21 protein-coding genes and 2 pseudogenes are annotated in these 23,541 nt (G+C 34.2%); 11 read left to right on the forward strand and 12 right to left on the reverse strand.

Annotated elements, in window-relative coordinates:
• The first annotated feature begins 44 nt into the window (after positions 1 to 44).
• The 4 genes from ACG9ZL_RS10775 to ACG9ZL_RS10790 all read left to right on the forward strand — a co-directional run bounded on the left by ACG9ZL_RS10775 (position 45) and on the right by ACG9ZL_RS10790 (position 5,975).
• On the forward strand, positions 45 to 512 hold the full coding sequence (locus tag ACG9ZL_RS10775; protein ID WP_336950771.1) for a GNAT family N-acetyltransferase: 468 nt from the start codon (positions 45 to 47) through the stop codon (positions 510 to 512).
• Positions 513 to 872: 360 nt separating this feature from the next.
• Entirely contained in the window at positions 873 to 1,628 is a 756-nt protein-coding gene (locus tag ACG9ZL_RS10780) for a COG4705 family protein (protein ID WP_419359982.1), read from the forward strand.
• Between the two features lie 231 nt (positions 1,629 to 1,859).
• The gene (locus tag ACG9ZL_RS10785) at positions 1,860 to 4,799 is read left to right on the forward strand and encodes an insulinase family protein (protein ID WP_419327337.1); all 2,940 of its coding nucleotides are present in this window, start codon (positions 1,860 to 1,862) and stop codon (positions 4,797 to 4,799) included.
• A 27-nt stretch (positions 4,800 to 4,826) separates the two neighbouring features.
• Positions 4,827 to 5,975 carry a phospholipase A gene (locus ACG9ZL_RS10790; RefSeq protein ID WP_419359983.1) on the forward strand — a complete coding sequence of 383 codons (1,149 nt, stop codon included), beginning with the start codon at positions 4,827 to 4,829 and terminating at the stop codon, positions 5,973 to 5,975.
• A gap of 406 nt (positions 5,976 to 6,381) precedes the next feature.
• Here ACG9ZL_RS10790 and ACG9ZL_RS10795 read toward each other — a convergent pair whose 3' ends face one another.
• Positions 6,382 to 8,253, reverse strand: coding sequence for an ABC transporter ATP-binding protein (locus ACG9ZL_RS10795; protein ID WP_419327336.1), 1,872 nt, complete (start codon positions 8,251 to 8,253; stop codon positions 6,382 to 6,384).
• Between the two features lie 182 nt (positions 8,254 to 8,435).
• Here ACG9ZL_RS10795 and ACG9ZL_RS10800 point away from each other — a divergent pair, with 182 nt between their 5' ends.
• Positions 8,436 to 8,744 carry a hypothetical protein gene (locus tag ACG9ZL_RS10800; protein WP_336950779.1) on the forward strand — a complete coding sequence of 103 codons (309 nt, stop codon included), beginning with the start codon at positions 8,436 to 8,438 and terminating at the stop codon, positions 8,742 to 8,744.
• 239 nt (positions 8,745 to 8,983) lie between these two features.
• On the opposite strand, the gene ACG9ZL_RS10805 is transcribed toward ACG9ZL_RS10800, so the two are convergent.
• Positions 8,984 to 9,223 carry a DUF2171 domain-containing protein gene (locus ACG9ZL_RS10805; protein WP_336950780.1) on the reverse strand — a complete coding sequence of 80 codons (240 nt, stop codon included), beginning with the start codon at positions 9,221 to 9,223 and terminating at the stop codon, positions 8,984 to 8,986.
• Between the two features lie 592 nt (positions 9,224 to 9,815).
• On the opposite strand from ACG9ZL_RS10805, the gene ACG9ZL_RS10810 reads away from it, so the two are divergent.
• Positions 9,816 to 10,346: a hypothetical protein gene (locus ACG9ZL_RS10810; RefSeq protein WP_336950781.1), complete on the forward strand. Its 531-nt coding sequence runs from the start codon at positions 9,816 to 9,818 to the stop codon at positions 10,344 to 10,346.
• 77 nt (positions 10,347 to 10,423) lie between these two features.
• Here ACG9ZL_RS10810 and ACG9ZL_RS10815 read toward each other — a convergent pair.
• From ACG9ZL_RS10815 to ACG9ZL_RS10825, 3 genes and pseudogenes are all read right to left on the reverse strand, one after another.
• Positions 10,424 to 11,002 (reverse strand): annotated as a pseudogene (locus tag ACG9ZL_RS10815) (Y-family DNA polymerase); the annotation flags it as partial.
• Positions 10,999 to 11,616, reverse strand: coding sequence for a LexA family protein (locus ACG9ZL_RS10820; RefSeq protein WP_419359985.1), 618 nt, complete (start codon positions 11,614 to 11,616; stop codon positions 10,999 to 11,001). The pseudogene ACG9ZL_RS10815 and the gene ACG9ZL_RS10820, both read right to left, overlap by 4 nt.
• 93 nt (positions 11,617 to 11,709) lie before the next feature.
• Positions 11,710 to 12,344, reverse strand: a pseudogene (locus tag ACG9ZL_RS10825) (SOS response-associated peptidase family protein).
• A gap of 249 nt (positions 12,345 to 12,593) precedes the next feature.
• On the opposite strand from ACG9ZL_RS10825, the gene ACG9ZL_RS10830 reads away from it, so the two are divergent.
• Both ACG9ZL_RS10830 and ACG9ZL_RS10835 read left to right on the forward strand, forming a co-directional pair.
• The gene (locus tag ACG9ZL_RS10830; protein WP_336950783.1) at positions 12,594 to 12,854 is read left to right on the forward strand and encodes a hypothetical protein; all 261 of its coding nucleotides are present in this window, start codon (positions 12,594 to 12,596) and stop codon (positions 12,852 to 12,854) included.
• Positions 12,855 to 13,029: 175 nt separating this feature from the next.
• On the forward strand, positions 13,030 to 13,236 hold the full coding sequence (locus ACG9ZL_RS10835) for a pyridoxamine 5'-phosphate oxidase family protein (protein WP_419359986.1): 207 nt from the start codon (positions 13,030 to 13,032) through the stop codon (positions 13,234 to 13,236).
• 40 nt (positions 13,237 to 13,276) lie between these two features.
• On the opposite strand, the gene ACG9ZL_RS10840 is transcribed toward ACG9ZL_RS10835, so the two are convergent.
• On the reverse strand, positions 13,277 to 13,744 hold the full coding sequence (locus ACG9ZL_RS10840; RefSeq protein ID WP_419360036.1) for a BLUF domain-containing protein: 468 nt from the start codon (positions 13,742 to 13,744) through the stop codon (positions 13,277 to 13,279).
• A 39-nt stretch (positions 13,745 to 13,783) separates the two neighbouring features.
• Positions 13,784 to 14,233 (reverse strand): BLUF domain-containing protein, encoded by a 450-nt coding sequence (locus tag ACG9ZL_RS10845; RefSeq protein ID WP_419359988.1) that lies wholly within the window; start codon positions 14,231 to 14,233, stop codon positions 13,784 to 13,786.
• Positions 14,234 to 15,220: 987 nt separating this feature from the next.
• Between ACG9ZL_RS10845 and ACG9ZL_RS10850 the strand changes: the two genes are divergently transcribed.
• Entirely contained in the window at positions 15,221 to 15,379 is a 159-nt protein-coding gene (locus tag ACG9ZL_RS10850) for a DUF1328 domain-containing protein (protein ID WP_336950787.1), read from the forward strand.
• A 96-nt stretch (positions 15,380 to 15,475) separates the two neighbouring features.
• Positions 15,476 to 15,745 (forward strand): hypothetical protein, encoded by a 270-nt coding sequence (locus tag ACG9ZL_RS10855; RefSeq protein ID WP_336950788.1) that lies wholly within the window; start codon positions 15,476 to 15,478, stop codon positions 15,743 to 15,745.
• A gap of 790 nt (positions 15,746 to 16,535) precedes the next feature.
• Here ACG9ZL_RS10855 and ACG9ZL_RS10860 read toward each other — a convergent pair.
• From ACG9ZL_RS10860 to ACG9ZL_RS10875, 4 genes are all read right to left on the reverse strand, one after another.
• Positions 16,536 to 16,823: a hypothetical protein gene (locus ACG9ZL_RS10860; protein WP_336950790.1), complete on the reverse strand. Its 288-nt coding sequence runs from the start codon at positions 16,821 to 16,823 to the stop codon at positions 16,536 to 16,538.
• Entirely contained in the window at positions 16,820 to 18,382 is a 1,563-nt protein-coding gene (locus tag ACG9ZL_RS10865; protein ID WP_419359990.1) for a PepSY-associated TM helix domain-containing protein, read from the reverse strand. Before ACG9ZL_RS10865 ends, ACG9ZL_RS10860 begins: the two co-directional genes overlap by 4 nt.
• A gap of 3 nt (positions 18,383 to 18,385) precedes the next feature.
• On the reverse strand, positions 18,386 to 18,664 hold the full coding sequence (locus ACG9ZL_RS10870; protein WP_419327333.1) for a hypothetical protein: 279 nt from the start codon (positions 18,662 to 18,664) through the stop codon (positions 18,386 to 18,388).
• A 61-nt stretch (positions 18,665 to 18,725) separates the two neighbouring features.
• On the reverse strand, positions 18,726 to 20,861 hold the full coding sequence (locus tag ACG9ZL_RS10875) for a TonB-dependent siderophore receptor (RefSeq protein WP_419359992.1): 2,136 nt from the start codon (positions 20,859 to 20,861) through the stop codon (positions 18,726 to 18,728).
• Positions 20,862 to 21,089: 228 nt separating this feature from the next.
• Here ACG9ZL_RS10875 and lpxB point away from each other — a divergent pair, with 228 nt between their 5' ends.
• Entirely contained in the window at positions 21,090 to 22,265 is a 1,176-nt protein-coding gene (gene lpxB, locus ACG9ZL_RS10880) for a lipid-A-disaccharide synthase (RefSeq protein WP_336950794.1), read from the forward strand.
• 373 nt (positions 22,266 to 22,638) lie between these two features.
• Here lpxB and ACG9ZL_RS10885 read toward each other — a convergent pair whose 3' ends face one another.
• A complete protein-coding gene (locus ACG9ZL_RS10885; RefSeq protein WP_336950795.1) occupies positions 22,639 to 23,511 on the reverse strand; it encodes a DUF2797 domain-containing protein in 873 nt (290 codons plus the stop codon).
• Between the last annotated feature and the right edge of the window lie 30 nt (positions 23,512 to 23,541).

Consider the following 23,541-nt stretch of genomic DNA (forward strand, 5'->3'; position numbering starts at 1 on the left):
TAAAGTTAAAACTGTCTACAGACCCTAAACATATTGGAGGTTGAGTGAATATTTTAATTCAACAGGTAGATCAATTGCCTGCGCAAATTCAAGATTTAGCTATAGTTGCTGAGAAAGAAGGGTTTCATTTTATTCAACGGTTGGTTGATGAATTTCAGAAAGGAACCAATAAATTTAATCGACATGGTGAATTTTTATTGGTTGCGTTTGATGGAGATAAACTGGTTGCATGCGGTGGTTTAAATATTCAAATCAGTGAAGATGGTGATACAAAGCATAACCCTGAAACTCAGCATAAAATTGGTCGGGTACGTCGTTTTTATGTATTGCCTGAATACCGCAAAAATGGATTAGGTAAAAGTTTATTGCTTGAACTTGAAAAAAGAGCAAAACCCAATTTTTCTGCATTGTGCTTAAATAGTGAAAAAGATGCAGCGCCATTTTACCAAAAGCAAAATTATGTTTTTGTCTCAAATCACCCAAATTATAATTACTTTAAATATTTAATTTAGTGAATTTGGAAATCCTTTGGTCTCTAATCTGTAATGTTACGCAACAACATAATTTGAAAATGCTGCTGGATTACAAAGATAGGCTTTAAGGTCATCTTTATTTTTGGAGACGAATTTGTATTGATCTCCAAAAATAGTTTTCTTGGTAAACATACTAAAAATAGCCTAAGTAATTCTTTTCTACAAAAACCTAAACATAGATAAGCCATATTTAATCAGTTTTTGTAAAGTCATGATAAGTACTAAATACAAATCTTACTGAGTCTTTAAGAGGGTTAAGTTACTTTTTTCACATTTTAATTCTATTTTAAGTCGAAGTATAGACTATAGCTTTTAACGCATAATTGCTGAATATGTGAAATGAAGCAAAATGATTTAGATGTGCTGATTGCAAAAGTTCCGCAAGTCACATTACTATTTTGGATCACCAAAATCTTTGCAACCACTTTTGGTGAAACGGCCGGTGATGCTGTGTCAATGTCGCTTAATTTAGGGTATTTGCTAGGAACCTTTATCTTTGCTTTTATCTTTATCGCTTTTGTCTATTTTCAAATTCGGGCTAAGGCTTTTCACCCCTATTTATATTGGTTTACCATTATTGCAAGTACGACAGTGGGGACCACATTAGCAGACTTTGTCGATCGCTCACTGGGTATTGGCTATTTCGGTGGAAGTACGTTATTACTCAGTTTGGTATTGTTGACTTTATCTGCTTGGTATAAGGTTGAAGGAACAATTTCACCACATATTAATCAGCCCCGAGCAGAACTGTTCTATTGGTTAACCATTACCTTTTCGCAAACTTTAGGTACAGCATTGGGAGATTGGTCATCAGATACAGCAGGACTGGGTTATAGCGGTGGGATTGTGTTATATGTGGTATTGATTTTAATCGTCATCACTTTGTATTTATTTACAAAAATATCCAGAGTTATTTTGTTCTGGAGCGCATTTGTGCTTACTCGACCATTAGGGGCTGTGGTTGGTGATTTTCTAGATAAACCAATTGATCATGGTGGATTAGCCCTGAGTCGCTTCATAGCATCAGCTGTATTGTTGATTGTAATTTTGATCTGTATTTTTATTGCTCAGCGTTGGGATACAGAAAAAACATAAGCATCACTAATTTAAAAATATTGAGTAAAAAAAGTGAAGTTTTACAGTGATGATCGAATCTTTTGATCATCACTTTTTTTATTTATCCCATTGCTCATTCTTGATATTTTGACAGTAAGTCGCGATTAATTCTGATTGATTTACTAAGAATTAGTTTTAGGAATGAATCGCATTTATTTAAGTTTCGGTTATACTTAAACGTATAGATAAATATTTAATATTGGAGATCGCATGACTGTAGATGTCACTGAAACCTTATCTCAAACTGTTCATCCTGCGTTTCAGCTGGTACGTCAACACCATGTAGAAGCTTTAGACATTTTAGTGTCTGAATATAAACATAAAGTGACTGGTGCGATGCACTACCATTTAGCAACAGATCATGACGAAAATGTGTTTCTAGTTGCTTTTCGTACTCAACCGATGGATTCCAAAGGTGAGGCGCATATTCTTGAACATACAGCGTTATGTGGTTCAGAGAAATTTCCTGTACGTGATCCATTCTTTTTGATGATTCGTCGTTCATTAAACACATTTATGAACGCATTTACGGCAGCAGATTGGACGGCTTATCCATTTGCAACACAAAATAAAAAGGATTTCCAGAACTTATTGGAAGTCTATTTAGATGCTGCTTTTGCTGCCAATTTAAATCCATTGGACTTTGCTCAAGAAGGTATTCGTATTGAGCTTGAAAATGGTGAACCTGTTTATAAAGGCGTGGTATTTAATGAAATGAAGGGAGCGATGAGTTCGCCTTCAGACCAGCTTTATCATCAGCTTGCACATCATTTGTTCCCGAAAACAACTTATCATTATAATTCTGGTGGTGATCCAAAGGATATTCCAGACTTAACTTATGAAGAGTTAGTAGCGTTTTATAAATCACATTATCACCCAAGTAATGCTGTATTTATGACCTTTGGTGATGAGCCTGCTTATAAATTGCAAGAACAATTTGAAAAGTTGGCGCTGTCCAAATTCAGTAAAGGTGAAACGATTTACTCTAAAGAAGAGCAGCGCCTCACAGCACCAATTGAAGTACAAGAAACCTATGCTGTTGATGCAGAAGATTTAAAAGACAAGACGTACCATATTTTGTCTTGGTTATTGCCGAAGACCAGTGATGTTAAACTTCGCTTGGGTATGCGTTTAGTTGAAGGGATTCTTTTAGAAAATTCAGCTTCGCCATTGCGCCATTATTTAGAAACATGTGGTTATGCGCAGTCTACGGGTCCAATCATGGGTGTAGATGATTCAAACTATGAAATGACGTTCTATTGTGGTGTTCAAGGTTCAAACCCTGAGCATACTGAAGAATTTAAAAATGGTGTACTCAATATTCTTCAAGATGTTGCTTCAAAGCCTATTGATAAAGAAATGGTTGATGCAATTTTGCACCAAATTGAATTACATCAACGTGAAATCAGTGGTGATGGTACACCGTATGGTTTAACGCTGATCCTCAATGGTTTGGGTAATGCAATTCATCATAATGATCCAATCCATGCCTGGGATGTAGATACTGCCATTGCAGAAGTAAAAGAAGAACTCAAAGATCCGATGTGGTTATCTAATTTGATTCAAGTTCATTTATTGGATAATCCACATCGTGTACAAATGACTTTAGTTCCAGATGCAAATAAATCTGCTCAAGAAGCAGAAGATGAAAAATCACGTTTAGCGAAAATTGGTGAGGCTTTGTCTGAAGCAGATAAAGCTGAAATTATTGCTCAGACAGAAGCTTTAAAAATCCGTCAAGAAACACCAGATGATTTGAGCTTATTGCCTAAAGTCGGTTTGGAGGATATTCCTGCTGAATTGGCCATTGTTCAAGGTCAATTGCGTGAAGTGATTTGCAATGGGGTAGATACACCATTACATCTGTACCATGCAGGTACAAACGGAATTTACTACCAACAAGTATTGATTCAAATTCCAGATCAAATTGTAAAATCGCCTTATTTCAACTTACTGTCTGTTCTCATGGGAGAAGTGGGGGCGGGCGAATATGATTATCTTGAACTTCAACAGTTACAGACTGCTGTCAGTGGCGGCTTGGGAATGGGCGCTTCGCTTCGTTCTAAAACCGATGACAAAGGTCAAATCAGTGCATGGTTGACTTTAACAACTAAATCTTTAACTGATAAATTTGATGCCATTCAGTTGCTTAAACTGGCTTTTGAGCAGTTACGTTTTGATGAAAAAGATCGCATTATCGAACTTTTACAACAACGTAAAACCCGTTGGGCTTCTCGTTTATCTGGTTCTGGCCATAGTTATGCGATGCAAATTGCCTCACGTCATATGAGTGCGTTAGCAAAACGCGATTATGACAATACAGGCCTAGGCGCATTGAATTGGCTAGGTGATTTGATTGCAAAAATTGAAAAAGATGATGCGGCATATGATGCGTTTATAGATGAGTTAAAATCAATTCATAAAGGTTTAATGCTTGCACCAAAACAATTTTTATTGGTGTGTGAAGAGCATCATTCAGAGCGTTTAGTTGAAGAGGTTCAAACTGTTTGGGATAAGCTTACGGTTGATCAATCTCCTGTTTATTTAACTCAAGTGGCTATGGATGAGAGCGATGCAGATCAAGCATGGTTAATTCAAGCCAATGTTCAATTTTGTGCTTCTGCTTACCAAGCTGTAGATGTTGCACATCCAGATGCTGCGCCGTTAATGGTACTTGCAGGCTATTTACGGAATGGTTTCCTACATAGTGCCATTAGAGAAAAAGGCGGAGCATATGGTGGTGGTGCAAGCTATGACGGCAATGCTTGCTCGTTCAGATTCTATAGTTATCGAGATCCGCGCCTTGCAGAAACATTCCAAGACTTTGAGGCAAGTCTAGATTGGTTATTACATAAAGAGCAGCATGATTATCAACTTGAAGAAGCAATTCTTGGTCTAGTTTCGAGTATGGATAAACCTGGATCACCAGCAGGTGAGGCCATTACTGCATGTTATGCATTGCTTCATGGACGGACACCTGCGTTTAGAAAGCAATTACGCGAACGCTTATTAAACGTTACTATTGATGACCTTAAGCGTGTCACACAAACTTATTTACTTGAGCAAAAGCCTGTAAGAGCTGTAGTCGCTCCAGTTGTAAAAAAAGACGTGTTGGAACAATTAGGTTTTGAAATTAAGAAAGTAAATTAACCCTATAAATTCTTTCTGGAGAATTCTATGTCGTTCAAAAATTTTGAACGTACACCATTAAATCTGAGCATCTTAATGATGCTCAGTTTTGGTTTGGTGACCATTGTACACGCAGATGATACTGCACAAGTAAATCCTGCAAGTACACAAGCCTGTGTTGCACTCGAATCTAACGCTGACCGTTTGGCTTGTTACGATAAAATATTTAAAACGCCTGCGGTTGCTCCGCAAGTTTTGGTGTCAGAGCAACGTGCTGCCTTAGATATTCAAAAAGCCAATGTTGAACCTGAAACACTAAAAGACAAAATTACCCAGACAGCTGAAAATTTATTTGCAATTCATGGTGATAAAATTGATCCCAACACCTCATTACTTGATCGACGTTGGGAGCTTTCAGAAGATAGTAAGTTAGGTACATGGAATATTCGGGCGAATCAACCTGTATATTTACTTCCTGCATTTTGGACCAGTAAGAAAAATGAATTTCCACAGAGCCCAAACTCCCAAAATACAGTGGAAGAAGATCAAAATTTAAAGTCTATGGAAGCAAAATTCCAGATTTCTTTAAAAACCAAAGCTGCTGAAAACGTGTTTGGAAATAATGGTGATGTTTGGGTAGGATATACACAATCTTCTCGTTGGCAAGTTTACAACAGTGAAGAGTCCCGTCCATTTCGTGAAACAAATTACGAGCCTGAAGCAAGTTTAATTTTTCGAACCAATTATAATTTATTGGGTTTAAATGGACGTTTATTAGGTTTGACGTTGAATCATCAGTCAAATGGACGTTCTGATCCACTTTCACGTAGCTGGAATCGAGTAATTTTAAATCTTGGATTTGAAAAAGATAATTTTGCTTTGATGGTGCGTCCGTGGTATCGCATTGAAGAAGATTTTCAGGATGACAATAATCCTGATATTAAAAATTATATTGGTCGTGGTGATTTAACCGCATTCTATCGTTGGAATGACAATGATTTTTCTTTGATGCTACGTCATTCTTTAAAAGGTGGGGATGATTCACATGGTGCAGTGCAGTTTGATTGGGCGTTCCCTATTAAAGGGAAGTTACGTGGTCATTTTCAATTGTTTGATGGATATGGCGAAAGTTTGATTGATTATAATCACCGTGCGACCTATGTTGGTCTAGGTGTTTCATTAATGAACTGGTATTAATCATTTAAAATAGCGTTGATTGGCTAGATTTAAATAAGAAGCTGTCTTTATATAAGGCAGCTTTTTTGTTTTTGATTTATACGGAAAAGTTGTTGTTTTATCTGGATAAGTAAGCGGAAAGCTCAAGAGTACTGTTTTTATATACTAGTTTAAATATTGCAATAACATAAGTAATAATTTGAGTACAAATGATGGAGGGTACTTAATCATATCAAAATAATCAATTCTGTTGCCTCGTCAAGCCGATTAATTCTTGATTCTAAAAATATAATCATTGAACTGCATGTTGTAGCTAAAATATATCCAAATAAGGCTATGATGTATACTTAATCAATAGAATAGACGCAATAAAAAACCACGCAATTTTTAACGTGGTTTTTATAATTTGGCTATTTAAATGCTTTATTTATGAAGCGCTGACTGTTGAGTCTTCATCTTCAGTGGTTTTCTGTTCAGGTTCAACTAAAAAACCACCCGTCTGCCTATGCCATAAATGCGCATAAATACCATTTTGTGCAATAAGCTCTTCATGGGTGCCTTGTTCTGCAATTTGACCTTGATCTAGCACAATCAAACGATCCATTTGTGCAATGGTTGAAAGACGATGGGCAATCGCGATCACGGTTTTCTTTTGCATTAACTCATCTAAGCTTGATTGAATTGCAGCTTCAACTTCGGAGTCTAAGGCACTAGTTGCTTCATCTAAGATTAAAATTGGCGCATCTTTTAAAAATACACGTGCAATGGCAATACGCTGACGTTGACCACCCGACAGTTTTACTCCACGCTCACCAACATAAGCATCATAGCCAGTACGACCTCTTAAATCTGAAAGTTGTGGAATAAACTCATCTGCTTTGGCTTTTCTTACTGCTTCATACATTTCTTCATCAGTCGCATCAGGACGACCATATTTGATATTTTCCGCAACTGTACGATGTAGCAACGAGGTATCTTGGGTAACAAGCGCGATATTTTTTCTTAAACTGTCTTGAGTGACTTCCTCAATATTTTGACTATCAATGGTAATTTTTCCCTCATTAATGGTATAAAAATGTAGAAGTAATTGAATTAAGGTGGATTTTCCCGCACCAGAACGTCCAACAATACCAATTTTCTCACCGGGTTGAATGTTTAAGTTGAAGTGATCAATTACTTTTTTGCTATTATAGGCAAATGTGACATCACTAAATTTAATATTGCCTTCAGTCACAACAAGTGGTTTGGCATCTTCTTTGTCTTGGATATTGATCTGACGGCCTAAGGTTTGCATACCATCTTGAATTGTTCCGACATTTTCAAACAGGGCAGAGGTTTGCCACATCATAAATTCAGCCATACTATTGAGTTTAAGAATCATGGCTGTTGTTGCCGCAATGACACCAATCGCGGCTTGCCCCTGTAACCATAACCAAACAGCAGTACCTAGAACTCCAAAGAATAAAACGGCGGTCAGCAAATTGATGCAAAGTTCGTATGCAGTGCCTAAACGCATTTGTTTGAACACAGTACGCATAAATTCTTTCATTGATTCTTTTGCATATTGACTTTCACGGCCAGCATGGGCAAAAAGTTTCACTGTCTGAATATTCGTGTAGGCATCTGTTACTCGTCCGGTCATCACCGCACGCGCATCGGCTTGTTCTTTAGATATTCGTCCTAATCTGGGAATGTAAAATAATGCTGCACTCACAAACAGTGCCAACCACAATAAAAGTGGAATCAATAGAATAGGGGAAATTGAGCCCAATACTATACTGATGGTGATGAAGTAGATGACAACATAAGTCACCATATCGCCTAAAATCACCCAAAACTCACGTACTGCTAGCGCTGTCTGCATAACTTTTGCAGATAAACGACCTGCAAAGTCATTATGAAAGAAGTCTAAGCCTTGGCGTAACATAAGATTATGAAATCTCCAACGCAAACGCATTGGAAAACTACTGTATAAAATCTGATGTCTGATAATAGATTGCATACTGGCAAAAAAGATATTTGCCAATAAAATACAGCTTAAAAAGATCAAATTTTCACGATGATTCACTAAAAAGTCTTGAGGTTTTGACTGAGTCAACCAATCGACTAAATGTCCGATTTGTGAAAAGAATAAGGCTTCAAAAGATGCTGTTGCAGCAGTGAATAATATTAAAATCAATAAATAACGCTTAACACCAGTCGCAGCTTGCCAAACAAATGGAAAGAATTTAGTGGGTAATGGTTCGTTTAAACCTTTCGACGGATATGGATCTACTAACTTTTCAAACCATTGCAGCATAGTTTACCTAACTTTATGTGAATTACTTTAACAATTATGAGTTTGCAAAAATTTACTTTCTAAACAAGATCTTACATGAGATGCAAGTTTAGTTTTGAACATGTGAAAACCTATGTGAATAATAAGTTTATTACGCCAATATTTACGCCATAATTAATAAAGTAGGAATGGCGTAAATAATTATGGGTTCAATTAGACAAAGAAGTCTTACCGATGGCACTATTCGTTATCGAGCTGGAATTAGAACTAACAGAAAAGTCTATCTAGTTTTCATTGAAAGCAAAACATTTAACCCTCGTAGAATAGCAGAAAAATGGATTGAAGATCGTAAAAAAGCGATTAACCTTAATCCTAATATATTAAATGGTCATTCTGATCTGATAAAAATGAGTTTAGGAAATGTTATAAAAATATTTAGAAGAAGTAAAAGGTGTATATATTATCTCAAAAATAAATACTTTGAAGCAGATACAGAAATTTGCAATTGCTAAGTTAACTATTTCAAACTTAAGATCAATTGATATATCAAACCATGTTAATTTGCGAAAAAATGGTAATGTCGAATACATTTGATAACTGTTGCTTGAAGTACAATTCAAAATGAACTAATACTAATAAGGGGAAATCTGACTCATGCAATGATTATGTGGGAATCGGTAATATATTGATGATAAAAATGCCAATCAAATTGATTGGCATTTTTGAAATAGCAAATTAATTTAGGTAAAGCCTACAATGTTTGCCACTGATTTCTTACTTCTTCTGAATTTTTATTCAAAATTACATTTCCATCTTTAATTTCACTCACCCAACTTAATGGAATCAGGTGATGTTCATTATGTTCATCATCACTTCGTGTCAATTTAATGGAATCTTTTCCCTCAAGATGATCGACTTTACCGATCTGTGTACCACATGAAGCAATTACTGAAGCATGTTCTTTAATATCGTTAGCATTAACGTTACTCATAATGTTTGCCTATTTATTGTTCAAGTTGAGATACCAGTCTAAAACTTAAAAAAAGATAATGATGTAAGTATTTTTAAGCTTTAAGTTTTATTGAGTTAAGAATGTAAGGTTTAAAGAGTTATTTAATTTAAAAAATTATATTTGTAAACAGATATAAAACTAATGGTAATGTGATTTTTTTCTCACTTGCTTTGATATATTATGTTTGGTTCCTTTATTTTTTGTGATGCAATTATAATTTAAAAATTTTATTGAGAAGTATATGATTATTCGCTTTGATTTTAATGATGTTGTTGAGATATTTTATTTTAACTTTATGTTTTATAATTATTTATTTTTAATTTATCAAAGTGAGGTTTTAGTGTTTTATATTGTAATTTAATGTTTTTTATTTAAGAAGTTTTAAAAACGATAATATTCAACAGTGCTGTGGTTTTGAACATGTTTTATTTTAATTTACTTAATTCTGTTTTATACAAACTGTTCTTCAAACTATAACAAATAGTAATATTGAATGAAAATAATTAATCTAGGATGATTATCGTTGACTGAGTATCTGGATTAATAATTTTTATCAAATAGAGGATTAAATATGTCAAATTCTAATATAGATAATGAAGTTGTTCAAAATATGAGTAAGGAACAACGTAAGCAACTAAATGCTGACCCTATTTCAGGTGAGCCAGGAGCTCACCCAATTGGCACAGGTGTTGGTGCAGCAGGTGGCGCAGCAAGTGGTGTAGCTATTGGAGCCGTTGGCGGACCTGTAGGTGCTGCAGTCGGGGGAGTAGTAGGTGCAGTTGTTGGAGGATTAGCAGGGAAAAGTATTTCTGAAGCTGTAAATCCAACAGATGAGGATGTTTATTGGCGTGAAACTTATAATACGCGGCCTTACTTTAAAGACACGGTTAACTTATATGATAATGTAGATTACGATCGTGATTATCGTGATGCCTATCAACTAGGGTACACTTCTAGAAGCAATTATCCTTATGAAACAAAATTTGAAGAAGTTGAAGCTGATCTTAAGCTTCAATGGGAAAAGACTAAAAGAGAGTCGCGTTTAAAATGGGAAGAAGCAAAACATGCAGTTAAAGATGCTTGGGAAAGAGTAACACGTTAACAGATGCTCGAAAAAGTAGTCCTTCAATGTAAGGGCTATTTTTGTCAAGCATTTTTTTTCTAGCAACATTTCATATTTTCACCTACTTCTATAAACAAACACAAGTAATCAGGATGTTTCTGTGCCATGCTTGCTAAATCATAATCTCCATTAAATCGCTTTCCCTTTTTTGCTTTCTGATTAGCGATATTTGCTTCTGTTTTGTTGGAACCAATTCATACTGAGACAGGCAATCCGCTTCATTGTTGAATACGTTCGTGCATTCCTTGGCGATAATCAATCACCAAGATTATAATTATGCTTAAAACTTGATAGATCTAGAAAACACTCATCAATTCAATAAATCTCGAGTTCGGGTGGTGCGAAATAACTGGCAAAAAATGAATGAAATCGACGTGACATCTCAGCATATATCGCATAGTTACTTGAAGGAACTTGAAAACAATTTTTCTGGACAGCATCTTTGATTTGAAAAAATGGAGGCTCATTTTAATCCCCATAGCCTTGACTTAGTTACTTCGAGCTACTGCGCAACCATTGTTATTTAATAAAACTATCACCAAGACATTATTTAGCTTCGGGTTAAAGAAACGCTCACACCAGACATAGCAATTATTGATATCAATAAGAACAAATATCTTTTCTTCATGTATCATTTAAAGTTCTTAATAATTTTGGTGACAACACCCCAAATTACTAATTCTTGTTCATTGCGGGGGAGGATTGGTTTGTACTCAATATTCTCAGGTTTGAGCCACACTGCAGGCAAATTTCTAAGATCATTTTCATTATGAAAAATATTAAACAATTCATCATGTGACATCCGTTGTGTAATCATCATTCTTTTCACAGTGAAATCATTGTCAATGAATGCGATAACAATATCTTGGTGCTGTGATCGAATACTTCTATCGACAATCAAATAGTCAGTGATATCAATTCCAATGTCTTTCATCGAATACGACTCAACTTGAACAATGAATGTAGCTTCCTTATTTGAAATAAGCAGATCATCCATGTCAACAGTTTTGTCTATATAATTCTCAAATACTGAGGAGGAATCTGCAGTAATTTTATTTAAAACTAATGGAATAGAATACTTAGTGATTGCCTGAAATGACGATATTCTAGATAGGTCAGATGGACATTTTAATTTAGATGAATGTGCTCTGATATCAATAACTTTAGAGCTTTTCAAGTGATCTAGACTTGCATCTTTAAGCTTTTGAAGTTTAGCTTTCGATAATTTTGAATTTAATTCAATATTCATAAAAAATACCACTTGAATAAGTTACGTATTCAAAATATTAAATGTAATAGTTTTTAATTTCAAATTTAAACTATGTGGATAAACAGTCTTAATTTAAAAAAGGTCACTTTGTTTGGCTACTTCAGATGAGTGTTCACGAGGGAAAGCGGAAAATCATCACGCATTTCAAAGAAATTTTCGTGTGCATTTTCTTTATCAATATTCAAGCAGTCTTTTTGATATTCTCTTGATATGACTATGATTGATCTTTTTTCATCGGTAGGCGCATAAAATTGCTTCATGAAAGGATGATTGTCAGAATTGATTGTAATCATTGAAAAAATATTATTATTTTTTAATTAACTAATCATCGTGAGTTTCTGCAACAGCGAATGGTAGTCGTTCTTACGGTGAATTCTGTACAAATGGCTTTTACCATCGATGCACTTGAGATCATCAAATTCTTGAACCGGCACAAAGTAAAACTTGCTATAAGTCAAGCATGTCGAAAGTTAGGCTTCTCAACTATAGTTTCAGTTCAAGTATTATAGGTGTGTCCCTAACTTTGTATCCTCAGCCCATTTTGGAATTAGTGCAAATCTTCATAAATCTAGGTTAAACTCTTTCATAATAATTGGAGCAGGGTATAACGGATAAACGTTTGACTTTAAAGGATAATCCATTGCATTGAGTTCGATTCCTAATTGAACAAATGCTGTTATTTTTGGAGTTTGATAGTTTGAGCACATGAGTTAATCAATTTATTATAAATTTTAAATTTCGTTTTTAATTGTATTACAATAATTTATTGGTTAGTTATTTAATATATAAAAATTAACTGGATAAAATAATTTCATAAGAGTTAATTGATATTTAATATCAGTACATTGAACAAAATTAAGAAAAATTAGTTTACATATTTTATCTGAAACCATATTTAAAAAAAAATTAAAAATAGGTTATATTCCTAATCAATTAAGATCGACGGAAATCTTCTATTGGATATTCAAGAAATAGTACTTCAAGATGAAAATTTTCATTTACATAAATTGGTAAAAGTTAAAGATACCACTTATGACCCTATAAAAAAGGATAGGTCTATTTTATGGTTTTGGATTTACTCTGAAACTTCTGATTTTTTTCACTTTGAATTGTGGGATCAATTAGACCGTGCTGTGGTAAATCAAAATATTACTCATAAAGATTACCAGTTCAAAGTTGTAAGCATCAATGATAACAAAAAAATAAATTATTCATGAATAATAATTTTTTATCATATAATTAAAATATTTAATTAACACTAAGAAACTATTTAAATTTTTATATTGAGGAGATATTGGTATTTCAATTTACATGAGAATGTTAAAATTGGAAAATTTAAAAAATGATTATGTCTCAATTAATGGAATTGCAGAATGTGTCCAAGATTAAGAGGTGCTTGATCAATTGTGGTCCGCTTTGTATGGAACTTTTTTTGAACAAGGAAAGTCGGATCCAAATATTCAATTAGTACGTGTAATATGTAATGGTGCACAATACTGGAAAGGTGCAGGAAAATTTGTAACTCTTTTCAAAGTAGCAAAAGCGTCAATATCACGTGAAACAGAGCAGCTTGGAACAAGTCATTCTGTTAAGCTATAAATTTTTGTAAAAAAGACGAACTTACGTTCGTCTTTTTTTATTAAAGAAAATTAGATATTCCACGTTGGTTTAAACCAACTCGCTTTCGAAGCCGAGTCTGCTTTTCATTTAAGAGTTCATTTAAGAAGGCATCTAAATTGTCTTCGGTTAAAGCAGTAGGAGTGAACGAGTCGTAACCTAAACGATTAAAGAAGACCTCTGCTTTTGAGCACTTTTGAACATATTTCATTGACCAGTTTTTAAAACTAATTTGGTCAATTTCTACATTTTCGAATTCAATAATATCTTTATGCCTAGCGTCATTTCTAATGTTATGGAATAGCTCTAGTACAGTTGATCTTTCACCTTCAAGACACTGGAAAAAAAAGTTATTAGCATAGTAAAGCACACCAAAAACATTGTTCTTCGAATTAAAATCTCGAGCAGTATTCAAAATATCATTTAAATCTTCTATGAGGTCATTAGTTGATTCATTTCTTGTACTTGCGTAGCACAAACGAATCATGATTTATCATCTATATTAACGTTTTCAAAATAGACTAATGAATTACTCATCGATTTCAAAATTATATGGTTCATGAGCATACTCCGAAGCTAAAAGGTCTATGAATGAAGGAATAGTGTTACTTGAAAGAAGAAATGGGTTAAAATCATCAAGATGGTGTTCTTGAAAAAAGTCACCTAATCTTTTGTTAACAGGTGCAAATTTCATATTCCAATGTTTGAATAATCCAACATCGCATTTCTCATGATAGAGAATTTCACAATTTTGATGACGTGGATCTTTTAAAATGCGGTTATAAAAAAGATCATTAACTTTACTCTTGCTACCTTCAAGACATTGGACAAAATATCCATGTCCATAGTAAAGAACTCCTGTAATCTCATGACGAGAATTAAAATCAACAGCAGTGTTAAGAATATTAATTAGATCAGATTTAAGTTCAGGGTGCGCTTGTGTCGCTTTACTAGCGTATAAAACCCTTACAAATTCCATTATGAATTCATCCAGTTTGATTTGTTACTGATGGTGTGTGATAACTATTTAATTTTATTAGTAAACTTTATGTTTCCACATAGAAAGAATAGTAACTTTAAAAGTTTACAACATAGTTAGGATTGAAGCCAATTTAAAATAAAAACGATCAAAAAAAAATGTAATGTAAACTTTTTTTACTTTTACTTAAGCTAATTGTTAATATATTGTGTTGAAGTAATAGTTTATTAAAATTAACTTTATGAAAATAAATGAAATAATTCTAATTTTTTAAATATTAATAGGTTAAAAAATAAACAAATGTACGAAATTTCTCACAATCATGTAAGCCAGAGATTACAGCCTGAATTTTTGATTTATATATACTGCGTTCATACACCATACGTGTTCATTATTATTAATATACAACTGAATATTAGTTTAAGATGTGGTCGCTTACACTTAAATTAGAATAAGAAGTTATAAAATTAATGAGCATAATAATAGATGGTGTATTGGGGTAGTCTTCCCCCTTAGTTGCTCTACTAAGGGGGAAGCATTTTATTAAATCTAAAGTAGAGGAAATGAAATGTTAATTTTAAAAAATTTTTTTATATTTATTATCTCAGTTTTAATTATATGTTTAATAATCATAATTTTTGACAAGTTAGGAATACATAAAAAGTTTAATGTATTCTTTTCGGCAATGTTATATGGTCTTATTATGACCTTATATCTAAAAAAAGTATTTTTAAGTCTTTTATTTTTCTTTGGCTTTTATAGTCTATTATTCATGATTAGTTATTCAATTGAAGTTATAGGAATGCTTCTTATTTCCTGTTCAGTTCTTTTTTTAATTAAGATTGTTATGCCAAAACTAAAGAATCAAGAAATAAATAGGTTTTTTATTTCTGATAAGCTATATAAAGAATAGGTTTTTATATAGATTGATTTAGATAAATTTTATTTAAATCAAAAAAAAATTAAATATTTTAGGAGTAATAATGTATGTTTCGTTGGGCGATAATTTTTGCAGTTATAGCATTAATTGCTAGTTTATTAGGTTTTGGTGGAGTTGCTGGTCTATCGAAAGATTTTGCTGTAATTCTACTAGTTGTAGCTGTTATTTTAGCAATTATTGGTTTTATATCTCGTGGAAAATCATAGTATTTTATATAGCCAACTATCGAATATATTTGTTCTATAGTTGGCTAATTTCTTTACAGTAAATTATCTCATTAATAATCTATAATTAAGGTTTTTATGAAAAGTAGTAACTATATGTGTGTTTTAGAGCAGATCTATAATTTTTTACTTTTGACACCGGACTTCAAGAGTAAGACCAAGTCCGAGAAAATTGTTGCATATTTCAAAGCTTTAAATGAAGGAGATGAAACTGACTTTAAATTTAATAATTCTAATAAAGTATCCGGTAAGTTTGGAAATAAAAAAAATATTTTAATAATGAGTGCACCTGAAATAAGTAATAAATACAAATTCTTATCTTGGGTTGATGAGCAAGTAAATTCATAGTTTTTAAAGTAAGGTGTTTATATGCATCAAAGGCGCAAGCGTAAAAAAGTTACAATACTTCCTGAATGGTCTACAGATCAAGACTGTTTTTTAATTGAAAATAGTTCATTGCCTATAGAGTTATTGGTTGATTCATTGTCATTTACTGAAGATGAAATACTTGAGAGAAAGATACTTTTAGGGTTAGTAAGGAGGCACAGACAGATGATGAAAAGCTCTTAAATCAATTAATTCTGTCTATTTTAATTTTTAAAAATCTACTTCGATTTAAGCTGAGTGCAGAATTTCTAAGAAAGGGAATTTCATAGTTTGAGTACACTCACGGCTTCATTCATTGTTAAAATATAATTATTTTCAATATCATCAAAAAATTGAAATAAATAAAAATAATTTTACGCTATTTATTGCACTAAGATTTGTTTAAATTTTTTAAATCATTGATTGTAAATTAAAATTGAATCAAACCATTGCAGCAACATAAAATCCTCGGGGAAATTTTATAGATTGATTAAATTGTAAAATATTGAAATGCAGTTACAACCTGAACAGCTTAAATTATTTTAAGACAAATTCTGCAGAAATTGGGAGAATAGCGGTGTAATGTAGATTGTGTATTTTTCGTGGAAATACACCAGTTATTTATATCGAATAAAAACGATTTATATTGCGCCTAAACCTTGTTAAAAAAAATTATCGGTTCAATCAGGATTGCCCAATGAATTATAGCTTAGCCATTGAGCATCCTAAAAAACTAATCAAACTTAGCTAGCAGTATTAAAACGCTAGATGTCTACTTTTTAATTTTGGGTTTTAAGTCATTTACAAAGAGTATCAATCCAAACAGTATTGGGCTACTCAGTATACATAAGGCCACAAAAGAGATGCTATTGCCATAATTTACACTGAATAAAAATAAAGCCGAGATGATCAACGCAAACGCGATAACTTTTACCAGTTTCACATGTTGCGCTAAAACAGACAATTTACTTTTCTGAGTCTTGGTGATCTGCTTTGAACTGATCAAATATAAGCTATAACTGGCAATCAGGATCAGGAGAAATGCAAATGCCAATATCATGATACAGATTCCTGTGATTGTTTTTGTTCTAGCTTTTTCTTGATCTTCGCCACAGCTTTGTTTTGAATCGGTGTGATTCTTTGATGTAAAAAAATCGCTAAAATGGCAAATAACCAGATCATTAAGTCCACACGTAAAAATAACCAATAGTCCTGTAATGAATGAATATATTGATTAGAAATCAGATAATAGACATTTAAAATAGGCAAGGCTAATGTCATGGCAATTAGCAGCTTGAGCTGAGTTTTCCAGAGATATTGTTGTTTTGTGCAGAGCGCAATAATAAAACTGAATAACCACAAAGTAAAAAATGTATAGACTTCATAATTCGGTGTATCTGATTGAAGTTGTACAAAACGATTGGCATACAAATAACCCAACATCGCAATGGGTAAACCAATAATCATCGTGGTATTGAGTCGGTTTACCAGATAATGCCCAACGTGAAAATGATCATTTTTCTTTTGTAATTGTCGTTTTAAACTCCAGAGCAATAAGCCAGAAGCAATCATTGCACAACCTAAGAGGCCAGAGAAAAATAAGCCTAAACGCAATAAAGGTTGGGCAAAATTCGCCATATGCAGTCCGTACATACTGGCATTTAATGTTGCAATTGCACTGTTATTACGGGTATTCCCAATTAAACCACCTGTAGCGCCATTAAAGCTAAGTTGTGCTTGATTACGAGTAATCGAATGATCTTCTAAGGCAGTAATCGTGAGCTTAGCAAGCTGTGTATTGGGTTGATCTACGGTAAGGTTATCAATATTAGTTTTTCCCCATTGCTGTTGGGTTTGTTGCAGGAAATGTTGAATAGATAACATATTCTTCGGCTGTGCGTGTTGAGCCTTGTTTGCAGTTGAAACATGACGAATTTCATCAAAATACTGATATGGATTATCTGGATAGGCTTTTTTCATCCCTGCGGGGAAAAGCAGATAGAAAAAGATCGCTAAGCCGGTAAATGTAATGGTTAAGAAAAAGGGCAATGCTATTACCGAACTTACATTATGAAAATCTAAATATGAACGCTGACCTTTAAATACTCTTAAGGTAAAGAAATCTGTAAATATCTTTTTATGGGTAATAATGCCTGAAATCAAGGCTATAAACATAATTAACGCTGCAAAGGTGACAATCAAACGACCAATCGAGTAAGGCATTCCATAAAGCTGATAATGAAACCCATAGAAGAAATCACCGCCTTGTGTGGCAGAAAGACTCAATTCTTTACCTGTATTGGCATCTAAAGTTTTACTTTCATAACCACCATCGGCTTTTTGCCAATAAATTTTATTTGCAGGGGTATTCTGATTTGCAACGCCGATATACCAACTTTTTGCATCTGGGGCATTTTTTTGCAAATAAGCAAACGCAGACTGTATAGCGGATTCCTGTTTGATTTGCATACTTGCGAATTGTGGTTGCATCCACATACTAATTTCATGGCGATAATATGTTGCAGAACCTGTCAAAAAAATTGCAAATAACAGCCAGCCGAAGGTAAGCCCGATCCAAGAGTGTAACCATGCCATAGATTGACGAACAGATTTATGCATGAGTTAACCTATAAACTTGGAAAATAGGAAAAAAGTAGCGACCAGAGCTAGGCTGATCAGCGTAAGCTTCTTTAAAGAATGAATACAAAAGCTTAGAATCACAAAAAAAATGTAAAAAATAAGTGCGCTAAATGCTGCCAAATAAATAGATTCAGCCTTGGCAAAATAAGGATAAAACACGTCAATTAAAGTTAAGGATACTAAATAACTGCACAGATAGCCCATACCAAAAGCCAGTATAAAACGAAAGAGCACTGATAAAGGGTAGAGCACAATCTGCATAACGATCACTTTCTTGCAATTGAAAACGCCTTAATCATAAAAAGATTAAGGCGAGTTCAGATTAGTATTTAAATTTTACAGCAACACTATAGTTTGTAGATGGGCCATAAAAAGCCTGACCATCTGGAAAGCTATATAAATATTTTTTGTCTGTCACGTTGTTTACATTTGCCTGTAGCGAAATATGCTTATTCAAGTCATAGCTGCTCATCATATTCACTAAAGCATAAGCATCTTGGGTAATTGTACTCTTTACCGAAGAATCATACTGCTTAGTAGCATCTTGCCATTGTAAAGCTGCACCAATTTTCAGCTTAGGTATAGCAGGAATAGTATAAGTCGTTAAAAGATTAATGGTTTGGTTCGGGTTGTAAGTACGAGCCTCTCCACCATTTTTTAAATCTTTTAAGCTAAATTGGCTATAACCAAATGCAATATTTAAGTGATCTGTTAATTGCCCAGCCAAACCAACTTCTATCCCTTGAGAGCGTAAATCACTGGTTTCAACTTTTCGATTGAGAATATTTCCATCTGAATTGCGCAAAGGGTAATTACTTTGTTCTGTTCGAAACACCGCCAAAGTTCCAGTGAGTTTGTCATCTAGCCATGAACTTTTAATACCTGCCTCATAGCTTTCACCTTCAACTGGTTTGAGTGCTTTATTATCAGTACCCACTCCAGATTGTGGGCGGAAAATAGAGGTATAGCTTAGATAACCTGTGTATTCAGGGCTAAAGTTATAGGTAATGCCAGCATAAGGAGATACTTTGTTTTCATCATAGGCCATTGATGAACCGTAACTTTCACCTTCACTTTTAGCTTGAACATAATTTAAACCGAGTAAAAGTTTCAAATCATCGTTTAAGTGTAGTCGTGTTGCCGCATATACAGAATTGAGCTTTTGGGTATAGTTTGCCGCATCACTAAATGCTGACCAAGTGACTGATTGAGGTGTCCAGCTTGCCCAGTCTGTGGTTTGATTATTATTGATATTGCTGTCATTAATTGTGCCTGACGTCTGTTGATCATACTGTTTATTTTGTAGATAACTATAACCCAGTGTCGCTTCGTGTTCACGGCCAAATAATGAATATGAGCCTTGTAGATTTAAGTCGGCAAAATGACTTTTTAGACTTTCTTTTCCGCCCCAAGCGGTGAGGGCTACACCTGCTCCATTTTGATCAGGATAACCGAAATAATAGAGTAAGTTACTGTTATGGTCGGTTTGGGTGTAGTTATAACTCAGCTTAGCTGTCCACTTGTCATTAATTTTTTGCTTTAACTCAGCAAAAGCATTTTGTGACTTATTATCCCAATATGTCCAATCTGGATTGGGATTATAATTACGCTCATAGGAAAGTTGTTTCCCATCTGCACCGAGAAGTGGTAAAGCACCCCAATTATTTGCATTAGGTTTATTCTGTTGTTGGCTATAACCGACAGTTAATAACGTGCTATCACTTAAATCCGCATCAATGATGCCAGAAAATCCATTTTTCTCAGATGAATAACGGTCTAGATAAGAATCTCCAGTTTGCTCATAACCCATCAAACGTCCGCGGATGCTGCCTTCTTTATTTAATGCACCTGAAACATCTGCTTCATAGCGTTGGGTATTCCAAGAGCCATAACTTAGCCCAGCATTGGCTTGAAATTCTTGAGTAGGACGCTTACGGATATAATCGATTGTTGCGCTTGGATCACCAAAAGCATTGGTTAAGGCATCTGCACCTTTAATCACGTCAATACGATCATAAAAATATGTATCAGGATTGGTATTATTATAATTGTAGCTGCTAGAAGGGAAGCCAACGCCATCTGTTAAAATATTTGATATTTCAAAACCACGGGCAGTGTAGGTTGAACGTTCGGTTTCTTGACTGCTGACAGTAATACCTGGGGTATTACTTAAAGCTTCACGTGCACTATTGAGTGCAAAATCATTTAATTGCTGACGTGTAACAACATTCACTGTTTGTGGTGTTTCTTTGACAGGAATATTCAGCTTGGCAGCACTTGCAGATTTTTTAACGATATAAGATTTTGATTGTTCGGAGCTTAATTCAGTTTGATCAGCTGTGGCTTGAACTGAAATTGTGGGTAGATTTTCAATATCTTCAGCAAAACTCTGCTGGGCAATGAGTACCGCTAAACTAAGAATAGAGAACTTAAAACTGTGTGGGAGAGGATTTAGCATTGCTTATCTTAAATGATAATAATTATTGCTTAGTTTATTGTTAGTGAGGTGGGCTTACAATAGTCGTGCAATTGAAAATATAAATAGAAAATAAAATAACGATAGAAAATTAGATGAATTGTTATATAAATTTCCCCATTTTCCAAGCCAGCATCCAGTTTGAGTATTCACGATTAAATCCTATGAATATGCTATGATGCGCTTATAGTGCTGATCAGGAAGAATATCTTGCAAAATCGAAAGCTTAAAATTGGAATTGTCGTAGGTGAGGTATCAGGGGATACTTTAGGCGCAAAACTTATTCGCAGTTTTCGTGAACAGGGTATTGATGCTGAATTTGAAGGGATTGGTGGTCCTCAAATGATTGCAGAAGGATTTAACAGTTTTTATTCAATGGATATTTTATCTGTGATGGGGATTGTTGAAGTACTTAAGGATTTAAAAAAATTATTTGCTGTACGTGATGGTCTGGTCGAGAAATGGTCTGCCAATCCCGTAGATGTTTTTGTCGGTATTGATGCACCAGACTTTAATTTACGCCTTTCAAAAAGCATAAAACAGAAAAATTTGCCGATTAAAACGGTGCAATATGTCAGTCCATCTGTATGGGCTTGGCGACAAGGACGGGTACATGGCATCAAGGCCAGTATAGATTTGGTGCTTTGTCTATTTCCTTTTGAAAAAGGCTTTTATCAACGATATGACGTACCAGCAGCCTTTGTTGGACATCCACTGGCAGGTCAATTACCATTACAAAATCCAATTTTGGATGCAAAGCAAGAGCTTGGTTTAGATATCAGTCAAAAGCATATTGCCTTGTTACCAGGAAGTCGGCGTGGTGAGATTGAACGACTTGGGCCGTTGGTTTTGGATGCCGCAAAAATTCTTTATCAAAAATATCCAGATTATCAGTTTTTAATTCCTGCAATTAATGAGTTACGCAAACAGCAAATTCAGGAATTATTAAAGCATTATCCAAGTGACTTAGTCGCAAAAATTCATTTACTGGAAAATACCGATAAAGAATCAAAAATTGGTCGTCAGGTCATGAATGCTGCCAATATTGTGGCTTTGGCATCGGGGACAGCGACACTTGAAGCATTATTGTTACATCGTCCAATGGTGACTTTTTATAAGTTGAATTGGTTAACTTATGTAATTGCTAAATTTTTAGTGAAAATTCCGTATTATTCATTGCCGAATATTATTGCGGGCAAAAAAGTGATTCAAGAGCTTATTCAACAAGATGCCACATCAGAAAATTTGGCCAATCAAATTGAAAAATTAATGAATATTGAAACTGCACAAATTCAGGTAATGCAATTAATCACCATGCACAAACAACTTTTGGCTGGAAATAGTGAAGATCCGGCTCAGGCGATTTTAGCAATTTTAACAGCTTGATTTTTAATGCTAACAACTGATTAAGCAAATATCCGTTTGCTTATCGAGCTGCTGGAAATTTTTATTAATCGCCCTATTGTCAAAGCATCTAATTATTCAAGCCAGTGATTTTCATCAAGTTAGTGGGGGATCGCCTACGCAAAGGTATTTAAACTTTGAATGAAAGGTGTGGCATTGCAGTTTTTTTAATCAAACAATTTTTTTATTTCATCCAATTGATTTAATTAAAAATATTAATTAGGAGAAATTATATTCTTTTGTCTAAGTTTTTTGACAGATTGGATATAGAAAACCTTTAACCAATAAAAACTCCTCTAAATCTAGGATAAAGAGGAGTATGTATAAATCAATTTCTGGGTTTGGGTGTGAAAAATTATTCCGCCCGAACTTTAAGTTCATAACCTGTATATTTACGAATATTGATGACACCGGTATCCATAATCAAGTATTGGCCTTTAATTCCTTGTAGCTTGCCCCGAATGATTGGGGTTTTATCTAAATTGTGTGATTTAACTTTTTCAGGATAAATGTCGACAGGGTAGATGAATTCACGGGGTAATTCATTTTCTAACAATTCGACCGTTTCATTAAACTCAAGATTTTGCGCAAACTCATTGCGAATACTTTGAATCTTTGGGGAAAACTCTTGAATCAATTCATTACGAATTTCAATTAGATCAATCGGTTCAGCTTCACCTTTAAGCAGTTTACGCCAATCTGTTTTGTCCGCAACCTGCGTTCCAAACATGACTTCAAGCTGACCAGAAAGACGCCGCGAACCGACTTTTAAAATAGGTAATGCTTGGGTCGCACCTTGATCTAACCAGCGTGTTGGCATTTGACCTAAACGAGTTATTCCGACTTTTAAAGCGCTTGAATTTGCTAGATATACAATATGCGGTTGAAAGCAAACTTCATGAGCAAAATCATCTTCACGGCAAGTACCTAAATGATAATGACAAGTTTCAGGCTTCATGATACACATGTCGCAAGATGCCTTGGTTTTCATGCATTTAAAGCAGTGGCCTTGAGAGTAAGACTTTGGTGTTTTAGCTCCACAAGAAACGCAATAAATATTTCCTGTCGCTTCAATCTCGATTTCCTGGCCTAAACTAAATGGTAGCTCGGTTTCTGAGCGATCTAATATAAATTTATATTCAACATTTGCCTTATGTGTTTGTTGATCAGTTACACTAAGGTCTTTAAGACCTGCATGCATTTTATGACAAATGCCTTGTAGTTCCATGTTTAATTACTCGCTTCAAAAAAGGTGCAG

Origin of the sequence: Acinetobacter legionensis (assembly GCF_048551735.1) — a bacterium.
In the GTDB taxonomy this organism is placed as follows: domain Bacteria; phylum Pseudomonadota; class Gammaproteobacteria; order Pseudomonadales; family Moraxellaceae; genus Acinetobacter.

Excerpts from the sequence above, each read along its gene's own strand:
- ACG9ZL_RS10780 (WP_419359982.1), top strand. The coding sequence starts at position 873 with ATGAAGCAAAATGATTTAGATGTGCTGATTGCAAAAGTTCCGCAAGTC.
- ACG9ZL_RS10785 (WP_419327337.1), top strand. The coding sequence starts at position 1,860 with ATGACTGTAGATGTCACTGAAACCTTATCTCAAACTGTTCATCCTGCG.
- ACG9ZL_RS10790 (WP_419359983.1), top strand. The coding sequence starts at position 4,827 with ATGTCGTTCAAAAATTTTGAACGTACACCATTAAATCTGAGCATCTTA.
- ACG9ZL_RS10795 (WP_419327336.1), bottom strand. The coding sequence starts at position 8,253 with ATGCTGCAATGGTTTGAAAAGTTAGTAGATCCATATCCGTCGAAAGGT.
- ACG9ZL_RS10800 (WP_336950779.1), top strand. The coding sequence starts at position 8,436 with ATGGGTTCAATTAGACAAAGAAGTCTTACCGATGGCACTATTCGTTAT.
- ACG9ZL_RS10805 (WP_336950780.1), bottom strand. The coding sequence starts at position 9,223 with ATGAGTAACGTTAATGCTAACGATATTAAAGAACATGCTTCAGTAATT.
- ACG9ZL_RS10810 (WP_336950781.1), top strand. The coding sequence starts at position 9,816 with ATGTCAAATTCTAATATAGATAATGAAGTTGTTCAAAATATGAGTAAG.
- ACG9ZL_RS10820 (WP_419359985.1), bottom strand. The coding sequence starts at position 11,616 with ATGAATATTGAATTAAATTCAAAATTATCGAAAGCTAAACTTCAAAAG.
- ACG9ZL_RS10845 (WP_419359988.1), bottom strand. The coding sequence starts at position 14,233 with ATGGAATTTGTAAGGGTTTTATACGCTAGTAAAGCGACACAAGCGCAC.
- ACG9ZL_RS10850 (WP_336950787.1), top strand. The coding sequence starts at position 15,221 with ATGTTTCGTTGGGCGATAATTTTTGCAGTTATAGCATTAATTGCTAGT.
- ACG9ZL_RS10855 (WP_336950788.1), top strand. The coding sequence starts at position 15,476 with ATGAAAAGTAGTAACTATATGTGTGTTTTAGAGCAGATCTATAATTTT.
- ACG9ZL_RS10860 (WP_336950790.1), bottom strand. The coding sequence starts at position 16,823 with ATGATATTGGCATTTGCATTTCTCCTGATCCTGATTGCCAGTTATAGC.
- ACG9ZL_RS10865 (WP_419359990.1), bottom strand. The coding sequence starts at position 18,382 with ATGCATAAATCTGTTCGTCAATCTATGGCATGGTTACACTCTTGGATC.
- ACG9ZL_RS10870 (WP_419327333.1), bottom strand. The coding sequence starts at position 18,664 with ATGCAGATTGTGCTCTACCCTTTATCAGTGCTCTTTCGTTTTATACTG.
- ACG9ZL_RS10875 (WP_419359992.1), bottom strand. The coding sequence starts at position 20,861 with ATGCTAAATCCTCTCCCACACAGTTTTAAGTTCTCTATTCTTAGTTTA.
- ACG9ZL_RS10885 (WP_336950795.1), bottom strand. The coding sequence starts at position 23,511 with ATGGAACTACAAGGCATTTGTCATAAAATGCATGCAGGTCTTAAAGAC.